This is a genomic window from Pedobacter nyackensis (genome assembly GCF_900176505.1).
Lineage (GTDB): Bacteria > Bacteroidota > Bacteroidia > Sphingobacteriales > Sphingobacteriaceae > Pedobacter > Pedobacter nyackensis.
Window position 1 is genome coordinate 99,376 of record NZ_FWYB01000014.1, and the last position, 13,893, is coordinate 113,268.

A 13,893-nucleotide genomic window follows, 5' to 3' on the forward strand; every position below is an offset into this window, starting at 1 on the left:
ATAAAATAAATTTTCCCCTACAACAAAAACACTATTCACAGGTGATAAGAATTTATTACTTTGCTCGTTATCAAATAACCATCAGATAAACCACGTATAAACGTTCCCTGTTCCAGATCATTACGGGTGAAAAACCTACATTTTGTAAAAACAAACGCTGCACCTATGCCCCAATAACTTGTCCCAGGTATAAACTATTAGCAGCCCTTAGTCTGTCATCAGATACAAAAGAGATGTAAACCTCCAGCAATTGATTACGCATGGCTGGATTCATTTTCAATATATCCTGTCCCTCCATTCTTCTTGCTCCGCTATTGAAAAATACATGTTTTTTTATAGCCGGTGCATAAGCCAGTAACATGACCTGATCACGATTGTATGGCCAGGTCATGTTTTCAGCATTCCAGGTAAACTTTAACCCTGTTTCTACCCACTCCACTTTAGGATTTACTGGCTGAGGTAAATCACCGACACTAATTATAATTTTAGAATAATCAACCTCTACGTCGGGGTAGAACCCTTTAAGTGCATTTGGCTTATTATAAGCAATAGCCAGGTTGTGATAGTTTTTTGTAGTTCCGTTAGCTTTAGGATTAAAGCCTGTTCTGAGCAAAGTGTCCATGGCTCGAAAAAAATCCATGATCACTTTCATTTGCAACTTGTTGTTCAATTGCTTATCTGTTAGTGGTTTTCTACTCTTGCCAATTCCTCTGACTACTTGCTGGCCTTTTAATGGATACGAGACCAAATTGAAAATTTTACCATTTGCGGCACCAAAAATGCCTTTTTTAAAGATTGCCATAATACATTTTTTATTTGTTTAACATTTTATTATTCCTTTCCAAACGAAAGGAAATACAAGGCAAACAAGAACAAAATATGCAGCTCTGTTTTATCGGAGCTTTACCGGAGTCTTGCCCAGGCCTTCCTGAGACTTGGGGCCCCGGCAAGGCCCCAGCAATACCCCAGCAACGCCCCGGTAAGCCCCCCACAACTCCAGACTACTATCTGCCTGAAACAGTTCTATATTTACCTTGGATACAAATGAAAAGAATTAATGTAATTATGGGCAGTCCCAAGGGGTCCCGTACCCTCTCGCAAAAATGGGGCAAAAACGGGCTCTACTATACCGTTATGGCGGAATTATTTTTTTTTTAAAAAATGTAAAAACGGAGTTTTCTACCCTTGATAAAGCTATAGCTTTATGAGCTACTCTTCAAATACTTAATTACTGCCATCAAATCTTCCTCTCCAAGCCCATCTGCTGCCGCAGCTTCAAATGTATTTAATAATGGATTGGAAAGTGGTGAGTTTAACCCTGCTCCTTTTGCAAGCTTTAAGTCTTTAACAATGTATTTCAAAGCAAATGCTGGTGGGAAGTTATCGTTCAAAACAGCAGGTGTTTTCAATTTAATGATTCCATTTCCACAAGCGCCTTCATTGATAATGGTTAGCATATTTTCTTTACTAATGCCATTTTGCTCAGCAAAAAGAACAGTTTCGGCCAATGCCTGAATGTTGATACCTAACAAGTAATTGATAGCCAATTTAGCCGAACTCCCCGCACCTGCAGTTCCTAAATACAAAGCAAGCTTACCAAGTACATCTAAAATCGGCTTGGCCTTTTCAAAATCTTGCGCTTCACCACCTACCAGGATGATCAATTTACCTTCTTTGGCGGGTTGCACACTACCCGAAACCGGAGCATCTAAAAATGACACCTGTTTGGTTTTGCAAAGTGCAGAAAGATAGCGGGAGGTATCTGGTGCAACTGTGCTCATGTCTATCATCAGTGTTCCCGTTTTTGATCCCGAAAGCAAACCGTCAGTTTCATTATAAACAGATTTAACTGCTTTATCATCAGAAAGCATCGTAAAGACTACATCGCAATGCGATGCGAGCTCCTGAAGACTTTTTGCTGACCTGGCCCCTGCTGCAATCAATTCCTGTTCTTTGTCCTTGTCGCGGTTAAAAACAGTCAGTTCGTATCCGGCTTTAAGGATATTTAAAGCCATCGGAGTACCCATATTGCCTAACCCGGCCCAACCTATCTTTAATTTGTTCATGTTTTATACGAATGAATTATTTATTTACTTCTCAGCGCCCAAGTTACAAATTAAGGCTGCTTAAAAAAAAGGCAGTCTTGTTTTCTTAATGAGCGTGTCTTGACTTTTTTTTACATCTTTATACCAAAGCATTTAATTACCTACTGCCAGAATTTACAGAGCTCTCAGCAGTTAGCATAAAAAATTATGAACGCATTAAAACTGTTTCCTTTTTTGTTGTTATGCCCCTTTGGCATTTTTGCTCAAAATTACAATCATGAAATCAACCCGGTTGAGCTGTTTAAAAACACCTGGACAAAACGCCCTGCACGTATTCCGAATGATGTTTCGATTGATGCTCCACTGATGGGAAATGGCGATGTGACTATGAGTGTCGGATATAAAAATAATTGTTTGCGCTACTACGTGTCAAAAAATGATTTTTGGCGATTACGTTCACAATCCGACAACCTATCTGGGCCACGCGTAGCAGGCTTTGTGGATATTAATATTGAAGGTTTGAATGATGCAGGTTTTACCGCCCAGCAGATGATAAAAAACGGCGTTACTACTTGTTTGTTAAATAAAGACACACAACAGATAGCAGCAAAATCATGGGTATCAGCAACAGAAAATCTGATATTTATTGAGCTGAAAGCGATTCATAAAGCGACAAAAGTTTCTATTCATTTAACCAGTCCTGAGAATCCTCAAGCCAACTTAAAAAGCGGGAAGACAAATAATATTTATTGGTTTACCCGTGCCTTTACGGATAGTGTAGATATTGCCTCCGAAGTAGCACTAGCGCTAAAAACAATCAACTTTAAAGATACAATTACACTGAATCCAGGTAAAAAAGTACTTATTGCTGTTGCAGTTGAAAGTAAGTTCAAAAATAAAGAACCCCTGAAATATGTATTAAACCGCATTAAAAAAGTCGACGAGAGTTCGGTTTCAACAATAATGGAGCAACACAATAAATGGTGGAATACCTACTGGAACAAATCTTCTGTAATTATTGAAGATAGCATTTTAATGAAAGCTTATTATGAGGGACTATACACGATGGCTGCCTGTAGTCGTGATCCAAAATTTCCTCCCGGAATATTCGGATGGACAACCTCAGATAGACCAGCCTGGAATGGAGATTATCATCTGAATTATAATTTCCAAGCTCCGTTTTATGCTATGTGTTCTTCCAACCGTCTGGAACAAACCATTCCGCACGACGCTCCGCTTCTTGATTTTATACCAAGGGGTGAATGGTATGCTAAAAATATTACACATACCCGGGGGATTTTATATCCCGTAGGTATTGGACCCATGGGTATTGAAGTCACCAAAAACCATCCTTTATTTCTAAATTCTAAAAATGCAGAACAAGAAGGCTTATTTTTTGGGCAACGCTCCAATGCCGCTTACGGGCTATTAAATATGGCTCAGTATTGGCGTTGTACCTACGACGATCATTACGGTAAAAAGATATATCCCTATGCACTGGCCGTGGTAAATTTCTGGGAGGATTACTTAAAATTTGAAAATGGAAGATATGTTATTTATGGCGACGCTATCCATGAAGGTTCAGGAAATGATAAAAATCCAATTTTATCCTTAGGGCTTATTAGAAATACGTTTGACTTGATCCTTGACTTGAGTACAACGCTAAAAATAGATAAGAACAGGCAAGATAAATGGAGAGATATTTTAAGCAAACTCAGCGATTTCCCTGTTCAGACCCGGAATGGTAAGAAAGTATTTAGATATACAGAAGAGGGAACTGCCTGGTGGAATGACAATGGATTAGGCATTCAACATATTTACCCTGCGAATGCGATCACGCTCGACAGCAAGGAAGAACTACTGACTATTGCCCGTAATACTATTGGTGAAATGCAACGTTGGAATGATTCGAATACCAGCAGCAGTTTTTTTACCGCAGCGATCAGGGTTGGATATGATCCTGCTGTTGTTTTAAATGAATTACATAAATATGCTTTGAGGACTTATCCGAATGGCTTTCAACTTAACAATCCCCATGGGATCGAAAACAGTTGTACCGTCACTAATGCAATCAATGAAATGCTTTGCATGAGTGTTGGTAATCACATTCGATTGTTTAGTGGTTTTCCAAAAACGAACAATGCAAGCTTTAAAAACATAAGGGCCTGGGGAGGCTTCCTGGTTTCAGCAAGCTTAAAAAAAGAAGTTGTCTCTGATGTTAAAATCTTAAGTGAAAAAGGAAGACTTTGCAATATAACTAATCCATGGCCGGGTAAAAAAGTGCTTTTAGTACGGAATGGAAAAAAGGCTGAAACAATTGAAGGCGATAAAATTTCTTTTAAAACAGCCATAAATGAAACTGTAGAACTGGAGAGATATCTTTAAATCATTCATCTTTATAAAGATGAATGATTTAAATTGATTTTTCGATCCTCAGGTCTGAAATACCAAGATACAAAAGTCAGGATTAACAATAATATTGGCCCAAAAAAATCTTTAACACCATCTCCATTAGCTACGTGAGAAAACACTGCACCCGACATGGCAAAAAAGAAACCAGCATAAGCCCATTCCTTTAGTATAGGAAATTTAGGGATTAGCACTGCCACAACTCCCAATATTTTCCAAACACCCAATATGGTTAAAAAATAGAGCGGATAACCCAAATTTGTCATCATATCTACTTCCTCTTTCAATTTTAACAATTGCACTATTCCAGTTGATAGCATTCCTAATGCCAGCCAGATTGTAGCAATCCAATAGATAATTTTATTTCTCTTTGTCATTTTTGTTATTTTAATTTGTTTACGATGTCTTGTAATCGGTTATGTGCCATATTGATTCCCTGAGCAAAAGGCAACTGCAACAACTGGTCTCTAAGTGCGATTGATCTATATACAATATGCATACTGAGTTTACTTCTATCGTCACTAAGCTTTTCAAATTCCAGAAACTCGATCTGGGCGTCAAAAGGCGCATTCTCCATTTCAAAAGTTCGTACGATTTTACGATTTGGAACAAAATCATGGATTACTCCATTGGCCCGAAATACTACATTTCCTTTAGGGTCGGTTGTTTCAAATTGGTAACCACCATACTTCTCATTTTCAAGCTTCAACACTTTAGTGCTCATCCATTGCTCAACAATTTCAGGCTCTACATATGCTTTAAACAATAACTCCAATGGCAAGTCAAATTCCCTGGTTATCAAAATTTCCTGTTTGCCATCTTCGGCATTGATTTTTGTTTTACGTTCCATACTATGCTATTTTTTTGGTGTGTAGTTTTTCATGATGGTTTCCAATTTATTAAATCTATCATCCCACATTTCGCGGAATGGTTCGATAAAGTCAGCTACGTCTTTCATTTTTTTTGCATTAATGTAATAGTAAATCTCTCTGCCCTCTTGCTTCTGTTCGAGTAAATCACAGGCTGTGAGTATTTGCAGGTGTTTTGAAACGGTCGGTCTTGCAGTGTCAAAGTTTGCAGCTATTGCACCTGCAGTCATGGATTGCGAAGCGACCAACAGAAGTATAGCCCTTCTTGTTGGATCTGCTATGGCTTGAAATACATCTCGTCTTAAATTCATCGTGTAGCTATTTGACTACAAATATATACGTAGTCATTTAACTACACAAATATTTCTTCATTTTTTTTTAATAGCCAGTTTTTGTGTCGTTAACCGTGGATAAGCGTCTCATTAAACTACAAAACAAAAGCCTTAGATCTCTCTAAGGCTCCTTGCTGTGCACAACTCTACTCTCGCACTAGTTCCAATTGTCTATTTTGACATCAATTGGATCAGGAGTACCTTTTCCCGTTTCCATAAGAGACTTTAGGCTCATCAGAAATATTGCCCATTTGGTACTGCAATGATGCATAAACTCTACTGGTTCCTTCCAGTTCAGGTGCTTGAAAAGCACGATAACGTAATCGCCATCTTGCTTCAGTTCCCAATCGATGGTTGTACCCATCCACTCTTCTGGTCCTTCTGCCACCTCCCATACCACATGGGTAGGCGCATTAAGTTCGGAAACTTTCATATCGAAACCTCCCGCTCCAAAGCGAAACTTGATGATATCGCCAACTTGATTACCTTCTCCCTCAGTGTTGCTTGTCCACCAGCCGGCAAGACCATCTTTGGTAGTCAATGCCTGATAAACATCCTCTAGAGATGCCGATTTGATTCCAATTCTATGCAAGATATCTGCCATGATTAATTCCTCCTTTTTTTAAGTAAAAATAAGCCCCAAAAACTTGATATATAAGGTGTAAAATAGACATTATGATGGGTTGATTTGGACAGTCAAGTTTTTTATATTCGTTAGAAAGAAACCATGAACCCGACATGATTAAACAGATGAAACACCTCACTATAGTTGTTCCGAATGGACAGAATAACCTAAGTAGCATTGTAGGCGCATATAAAATATTTACCAGGGCCAATGAATACTGGCTAAACACAGGAAAAAAGGAATTGTTTAAAATTCAACTAGCCGGTATTTCTAAAAGAGTAATTTTTTATGAAGGATTATTTACGGTAAAGCCGCACACTAATATTGCGGCAATTAACAAAACCGACCTCATTATTATCCCTTCATTAAATCATAATTATCAGGAGGCTGTAAAAGGAAACAAATCACTGATTGACTGGATCGCGAACCAATATAAAGCAGGAGCTGAAGTTGCAAGTATATGCACCGGCGCGTTTTTACTGGCAACAACAGGATTGCTGGATGGTAAAAATTGCTCTACTCATTGGGCAGCAGCCGATAATTTCAGGATAATGTTTCCTAAGGTGAATTTACATGCTGATCAACTTATTACCGATGAAAACGGAATTTATACGAACGGAGGGGCATATTCTTTCCTTAATCTAATGATTTATCTGGTAGAAAAATATTACGACAGGCAAACAGCCGTCTTCTGCTCCAAAGTATTTCAGATCGAAATAGACAGGCAAAGCCAATCTGCCTTTACCATATTTACTGGCCAGAAGAAGCACGATGACGAAATGGTAAAAAAGGCACAGGCCTATATCGAAAGCAAACTCGATGAAAAAATATCTATTGAACATTTGTCGTCCCATTTTTCTGTTGGCAGAAGGAATTTTGACAGAAGGTTTATCAAGGCTACAGGAAATACACCGATTGAATATACACAACGCGTAAAAATTGAATCGGCCAAGAAAGCTTTTGAAACCAGTCGAAAAACAATTAGTGAAGTAATGTATGCAGTAGGGTATTCGGACCTCAAAGCATTTCGGGAGGTTTTTAGAAAAATTACCGGGTTATCGCCATTAGAATATCGGCAAAAGTATAATAAAGAAGCGATAATTTCATAGGAGCGTTTGCGTTAAATGTACCTATTCTATTGGCCAATCATCAGATCTAAAAGAGGATGCTGGGAGCCCACCTGTATTAAACAAATCTCCTATAACAAAATCCTTAAATGCATAACGTACAGCGACGGGCTTAACTACATTAGTACTGCTAACCATAATTCCATCTGCTGTAATTCTTGCTTTTGCCGGGTAGTGGTAAAAAGGCAAAAAATCATGAACACGTAGATTTTTATATTTTCTTTCATTAAGCGGACAGTTTTAATTGATTTTTATGGATGAAATGATCCGTTGCTTTTGGGATTAATTAATTGGGGCATCCATACTTTATAGAATGAGTTGTTATGACCATTCCCAGCCGAAGCATAGTCGCAGAGAGATATTGTTACTGGCCCTGCCGGAGTTTCCGTATAGGATTCAGGAATAAATCCAGCCTCAAAACGCATAAAATATTCAGTAGGATTACCAGGTAATTCCTTTAGTGGGACATACCCTTGCTGATCAGTGACTGGTTCTAAAATAGCTTCGAGCCCAACACCTTCAAATCTGGAATCCCGAGCCAATACAATTGGTCCGCGCATAATTGCAAAACTCCGGACTCCATTTCCACTTTCTATAAGCCGGCCACGCATATCCAATTCGAGTGAAATTTTATCTTCTCTTTTCCAAATGCGTTTTATCCTGATCAGCTCGCCGTTCTTTACATCAACAACATCCCCACCGTTTACAGTTAACTTATTCACTTTACTCCATTCAGGTATTCTAATACCAATTTCAAATGCTTCTGGCTTATCCATATCCAGTTCTACATTTATACTTCCCGACTTTGGGTAATCGGTAGACTGAATAACTTTGAGCCTTTGGCCTAAAGGGCTTTCCAGTTGATAAGTGCCCTGAACAAAAAAGTTTATTTGTAACCCCTCTCTTCTACCCATCACGATATGAAATGGGAAATTAAACAGTCCCCTTGGTCCGCTGGCCTCACAGCAATTCAGGTCCATACCACACTGCCCGCTACCCGGTAAACGCTGTCCATTCAATGGTGTATACTTTGCCCAAGCTGCCCCATTAGCACTCATAGAACCTAAAATAGCATTGTAATAAGTCCTTTCTGCTTCATCAGCATACCTACTTTCACCTGTCAACCGTAACAATTGGTTATTTAGTTTAAGCCAGGTAACCGACACGCAGGTCTCCTGGTAGTGATGTATTGGAAAAGCCTGTACCTCCTTTCCGCCGAACCACATTTCTGTTGAAGCGCCCGAACCGGCAATATTGATTTCCGTATTTCTGATATTTTCCCAGCTGTTTACGACCACCTGTTTGTAAGCATCATTACCTGTTAAGCGGTAAAGTTCAAGCAAGCCTTCATAGCAAGACATCATTTCATAAGCTTTTTGCCCTTGTTCTGCACTATACCAGTTTTTGGGTTTGGGGAAGCGTTCGCTTACTTTTATGATAGACTTGCTTAACAATTGGGGGCCATCAGATCTTTCCCATTGTCTCACAATTTCTTTTGCAAAATCAAGATATTTCACATCATTGGTATAGCTATATAGCAAACAAATCGGTTCAAGTACAGATGAGGCTGCCATTCCTTTGTAGTTCCCTTTAGTAACAATAATCCCTCCCTGCGCATTCAGTTCACTGATCAGATGATCGGCAATACGGATTGCACCAATAAGCATCTTTTTATCCCGGCTGAGGTCATAATACGCCAACAAACCCAACATACAGTACTTTCGTCCCCAAATATCCCATTGTTGTAAATGGTTTGCTTGCGCATAATTTCCAATATAACCATCGGCTGCCTGCGTAGCCAATAATCCAGTGGCGGCCTCGTCAAGCAGCTGTTTTAAGCCTGCATCTGGGTGATATTTGTAAGCAAGTATGGCCGAGGTAAACCATTTACCCCAAAACTCACTTTGCCAAAAAGTAGTCTCCGTTCTGTGCTCCAGCTTAAAAGGTTTAATCAGATCGTTAATATTCTGGACAAGAATACGATTCTCTAAAGAGCCATTTAACCTGTCGGCCACATAACCCTCCAAATGTAGTGCTGAAGGTGGCTGTAGCACGTCATTAACCTTCCATTTAGCATTGCTTTGTGCAACCAATGATCCCTGCGAAATCATAGCAAAAAGAAAGATTTGGCAGAATGCTATTTTGATAATCCAATTATTCATAATCCAGACATTTAAGGATGTGCTTATTACTTTAAACCATTTTTAACTCCTGTTAACAAAGACTTTTTTAATGGCTTTGAGGGGGTCAGCCAGGCACCTTCACCATATTCATTCCAGGCGTATACCAATGCAAACCGTTCTTTTGTTATTTCATCAGGATTATCATCCATAAATTTCCTTACAGCTTTAATTGACGATTCAACAGACTTTTCTGAATACCCGGTATAACCCGGAGAGTTTTTATATTGAATTGGCCATGGTCTTGGGTCCCAGTTCGTAGTAATTGTAGGTATGATAGGTAATGGAGATTTTCTAAGCGCATTCCAAACCCATACACTCCCGCTTTCCAGTTTTTCTATAGGCACACTAAACTTGTCTTTCTCGTAACCGAATTCATGATAATTATAGCCTGTAGCAATATCAAACCCACATTCTGCCACCATTTGAAATGCCTTAGCATCAGGATTATGACAAATAGCAACAGTAACCCCTGGCAATCCATTTTCTTTTGCCATAGCTCTAAGTTCTTTTAAGGCAGCACTAACCTTTTCACCTGATCCAAAACTTTTAATCAAGCTAGGCGCACTGAAAAAAGTTAATAATGGGGACCCCTCAACTTTAACATACTGAGGGTTTTTGAAAAGGTTTATCCAATATTTACACAGATAGTTCCAATTATGTGGACCAATAATGTAATTGCCATGATTGGCCACAAGGAGATTAAACTTTAACTTCTCTTTGTTTTTTGCATTCAGGAAAAACGATAATGCCCTATTCCTGGGATTATCCTTAAACTCTTCAATGGTGGTGAAGTACCAGCAAAAACTAAAAAATGAGAGCCCCGAATTAGCGGCAAGGTCTATCTGATCTTCAATAACATCTTGCTTGCTGGTTACCCAGCCCCAAATTGGTTTACGCTCAGGAAAGTCATTAGCCAATTCAGGTGTAAGGTGTGGTGTTAAACCTGCCCAGCCATCAAAATAGTAAGCACCAAGCATAATTGATGAGCTCTGGTTTTGCTTAAATAATGCTCCCCAAATTTTTTTGGCAATTGCCTTCATTCCTTTATCTGAAGGGTGCATCGCAACGCCTTTATGCTGAAATTTACCAAATGCCATATTAGTCGAATCTGTAGATAGTACACTCAGATCCACAAATTGATCACCCCGGGCTTCACTTACTGCTCGAATTTCATTTGCAACAGCTTCCTTTTTCCAAAAAGAAGAGGCATTAAGGATTTTCGCCTTTGGATTATCTGCAGTAAGGTAAGAGATAAGGCCAGCGTAATATTTTTTAAAGTCATTTGCCTTCATCGTGCCAACTTCTACGTTCTCACCAAGTCTAAGGATAATTAAATCCGGCTTTGATTGTTTTAGGTCATCCAATTGCGATAAATTATACTTCCAGTATCCCTTTTCAAAATCGTTTATATTTCTAAAACGAACAATGGCACCAGGCTCAATAGCCTGAAATTTTTTAATCAGCAGGTGCACATAATCACTATCTCTGGCCGAAGCAGCCATTCCCCAATCTCCAGACCAGCCTATATCGCGTTTAGGCCCATGCCTCGTAATACTATTGCCCAGGATTAACACATTTTTGTACTTCGTAACCACATCGCCCGTAGGTTTGGCAGCACTACAAGAAAAAAAAGCACCAAACACAAGCGAGATGGAAAGCAATGCATATTGCCATTTAAATTTTATTTTCATGTCTAAATAATTTATGTTGACTACTTAAGTCAACGGGTTAATAATTCTATTAATAATGTTTAGCTTATTTTTCTAACCAGGCAAAAGCACACCATAACACAGGGGCCTGACCATGAAAATCGCCCGTTATCCTTTTGCGGTCTAAATAGTACTGCCGATCATTTTCCTTATTTGTCCCTTCACACACCTCCTTAACATCGCCTTTCTCACTAATCTGATCAACCAGGCTTTTCCATCCTTTTTTTGCCGCTACTAAGTATTTCGGATCTTTTAACCATCCGCTTTTTGCACCAACAATCATCGCATAAGTAAACATTCCGGTGCTGGATGACTCCGGCCATGAGCCGCTATCATCGATCAGCTGTCTCCACATACCACCATCAGACTGGTATTTAAGTAAAGATTTCATCATGGTTTGATACCCTTTTAGAATAAAAGGTCGGTCAGGATTGTTCAACGGCAATGATTTTAACATCTCTGTCATACCCGCAGCCATCCAGCCATTGCCCCGGCCCCAATAAAATGGCACATCTGGAGCGTGATAAAATAGGCCATTAGGCTTTTGAAGTTCTTTCAAATAAAACACCATCTCCTTCGCAGCGCGTTTAATATACATCTCATTTCCTGTAACTCTGAAGGCCTGAACCTGCAGCAGGGTAATCATATACATATCGTCAATCCATAACCTGGTATGCCAGGAATGTCCCTTTCGTACAAAGTTTTTAAGCGAATCCGTCAACTTTGCCCCTAACGGTACAGTCCACTGGTTATCAGCGTAAAGCTTACCTGTATTAAGGTATCTATCATCCTTTGTTTGACGGTATAATTCTAATGGCAAAGCACCGAATACAGAATGATCCACATTGTCATGCAAAGGCATTAGTTTTTTATCTACTCCAAAAAAAGACGCGTACCTTTGAACCAGCATGGTTGTTTTTTGAGGGTTCTTACTAACCTCGGCAAATTTTAATGCCCCATACCAGGTACAGACTTCTGAGTACGCGATGGTTGCCCCATACAATACATGAGCAGACTTGATAAACCTATCAGTCACTTTATGACCAACACTAAGTGGATCATATCCAGCTGAAAACTGCGGGGTTGTTTGCGCTTCGGCTTTATTTTGCAGCAGAAAAAACGCGATGAATAAACCACAATAGCTTTGTTTTATTTTCATTATCTCTGTTTTATTTTTTAACAATTAATTACTTGAAGGCCTCCATTCCAGAACAGAAATCATTTGGGAAGCCAATGATACTTTCCCGTCATTATCCTTCTGTTCAACTTTTTGCAAGAATAGATGAAGCATGCCTTTACTTCCCCAGAGCTCTGAATCGTAAGTCGGTTCCCACAATCCCACTCCCTTAGTGCTAAGATCCAGGCAGTCCCAGCGCGGGTTTTCGATATCCTTGCAAATAGCAATTGACACCTTATTACCCCTCTCCTCATCCCTAAATACAATCCCTGCAGAAACACGCTGTTTGGTTTTCCAGGTAATTACCTGGGGTCTGGAAATAGGAATCCCTTTAGTCCCTCCGCCACTAAGCGAAAAATTACGTTGCCTAAAGCCGAGGTTCAGACTTATCCACTGATTATTTTTAAGATAGATCAGGTGATATTGAGGCGCAATACTTCCATTTTCTTTCCAGTAGGTTGAAATGTATGGAGTACCCGCATCATCTATGCTCATCGAAGTTTGATTAATCAATTCGCTGTTCCGGGGAATCCGTTTAACATACTCCGCAGTTGATTGCTTAATAGGTAGCACGTACTTTTCATCGTTTGACTTCGTCCATGTTACTCCCCCATCAGAAGATTTGGCATAGCAGATATCGTGATTAGATGCCGCATCTGGCGTTTCCCGCCAGGTCCAGGATAAATGAATAACTCCCGACTTACTTATCGCAATTTGCCAATACGGATTCCTTAAATTTTCACCGTCAATAAATGCATGCTGAACCTGGGTCCATTTTTTGGTTTTTAGTGAGTAGCTGTTCAATATTACATTTCCATTCCCCGATTCTCCATCCCGAAAGAAAAACAACAAATCGCCATTAGGAAGTTTGTAAAACTCCGGATAAGTAACCTTATCTTCATGTAAGCCAGACATGCTAATTCTATCAGATAGCTTAAGAGAGCCGGCTGCTACACTTTTGCAATAATTCAACCCAGTGAGGTGTTTTCCGTAACTATGATGGTCCCAGGAAAGATGTAAATACCCATCTCCATCAATCATTATACTTATAGAATTATGCGCATCGTCCACATCTCCCTGGTATTGGGTTCTTACAATTTCCCATACCGAAGTGTTCAACTTTCGTTTCGCTAAAACAACATAATGTGCACTATCATAATAGGCAGTATACTGCGTGTTCTTAAAGGTTACCAATGAGTTTTTACGGTATGGCACTACATTAATGGAGTTATTTGCCCAACCTTTAGCAATCGGAGTAATTGTTATTGCCGATTTATTTTGAGGTTTTTCTATTTGCTTTTTAGTTTGACACAACGATGGTTTAATAGTGGATACAAAACATACGCAGGCGAAAGCCGTATATAAAAATAATTTATACATCTATTTATTTATTAAGCATGAATAATTTCTCAACCAG

At 39.3% G+C, this 13,893-nt stretch carries 12 protein-coding genes; 2 read left to right on the top strand and 10 right to left on the bottom strand.

The features are described 5' to 3' along the window. Positions 1–163: 163 nt before the first annotated feature. Positions 164–802: a DUF6266 family protein gene (locus B9A18_RS20110; protein ID WP_084291344.1), complete on the bottom strand. Its 639-nt coding sequence runs from the start codon at positions 800–802 to the stop codon at positions 164–166. A 400-nt stretch (positions 803–1,202) separates the two neighbouring features. Continuing rightward, positions 1,203–2,066: an NAD(P)-dependent oxidoreductase gene (locus B9A18_RS20120; protein WP_084291346.1), complete on the bottom strand. Its 864-nt coding sequence runs from the start codon at positions 2,064–2,066 to the stop codon at positions 1,203–1,205. Between the two features lie 186 nt (positions 2,067–2,252). Between B9A18_RS20120 and B9A18_RS20125 the strand changes: the two genes are divergently transcribed. Next, on the top strand, positions 2,253–4,430 hold the full coding sequence (locus B9A18_RS20125) for a glycosyl hydrolase family 95 catalytic domain-containing protein (protein ID WP_084291347.1): 2,178 nt from the start codon (positions 2,253–2,255) through the stop codon (positions 4,428–4,430). 11 nt (positions 4,431–4,441) lie between these two features. On the opposite strand, the gene B9A18_RS20130 is transcribed toward B9A18_RS20125, so the two are convergent. The 4 genes from B9A18_RS20130 to B9A18_RS20145 form a co-directional block, all read right to left on the bottom strand. After that, a complete protein-coding gene (locus B9A18_RS20130; protein WP_084291348.1) occupies positions 4,442–4,831 on the bottom strand; it encodes a DoxX family protein in 390 nt (129 codons plus the stop codon). A gap of 5 nt (positions 4,832–4,836) precedes the next feature. After that, the gene (locus tag B9A18_RS20135) at positions 4,837–5,304 is read right to left on the bottom strand and encodes an SRPBCC domain-containing protein (protein ID WP_084291349.1); all 468 of its coding nucleotides are present in this window, start codon (positions 5,302–5,304) and stop codon (positions 4,837–4,839) included. 6 nt (positions 5,305–5,310) lie between these two features. Next, complete coding sequence (locus tag B9A18_RS20140; RefSeq protein ID WP_084291350.1) at positions 5,311–5,634, bottom strand: ArsR/SmtB family transcription factor; 324 nt, start codon at positions 5,632–5,634, stop codon at positions 5,311–5,313. A gap of 178 nt (positions 5,635–5,812) precedes the next feature. Continuing rightward, positions 5,813–6,259: an SRPBCC family protein gene (locus tag B9A18_RS20145; protein WP_084291351.1), complete on the bottom strand. Its 447-nt coding sequence runs from the start codon at positions 6,257–6,259 to the stop codon at positions 5,813–5,815. A gap of 146 nt (positions 6,260–6,405) precedes the next feature. On the opposite strand from B9A18_RS20145, the gene B9A18_RS20150 reads away from it, so the two are divergent. Beyond that, a complete protein-coding gene (locus B9A18_RS20150; protein ID WP_084291382.1) occupies positions 6,406–7,389 on the top strand; it encodes a GlxA family transcriptional regulator in 984 nt (327 codons plus the stop codon). 269 nt (positions 7,390–7,658) lie between these two features. Here the strand turns inward: B9A18_RS20150 and B9A18_RS20160 are convergent, their stop codons facing one another. From B9A18_RS20160 to B9A18_RS20175, 4 genes are all read right to left on the bottom strand, one after another. After that, on the bottom strand, positions 7,659–9,569 hold the full coding sequence (locus B9A18_RS20160; protein WP_084291353.1) for a glycoside hydrolase family 127 protein: 1,911 nt from the start codon (positions 9,567–9,569) through the stop codon (positions 7,659–7,661). A 26-nt stretch (positions 9,570–9,595) separates the two neighbouring features. Next, complete coding sequence (locus B9A18_RS20165; protein WP_084291354.1) at positions 9,596–11,281, bottom strand: glycoside hydrolase family 99-like domain-containing protein; 1,686 nt, start codon at positions 11,279–11,281, stop codon at positions 9,596–9,598. A gap of 64 nt (positions 11,282–11,345) precedes the next feature. Next, positions 11,346–12,458 carry a glycoside hydrolase family 88/105 protein gene (locus B9A18_RS20170; RefSeq protein ID WP_084291383.1) on the bottom strand — a complete coding sequence of 371 codons (1,113 nt, stop codon included), beginning with the start codon at positions 12,456–12,458 and terminating at the stop codon, positions 11,346–11,348. Positions 12,459–12,482: 24 nt separating this feature from the next. Further along, entirely contained in the window at positions 12,483–13,856 is a 1,374-nt protein-coding gene (locus tag B9A18_RS20175) for a BNR repeat-containing protein (protein WP_084291355.1), read from the bottom strand. Between the last annotated feature and the right edge of the window lie 37 nt (positions 13,857–13,893).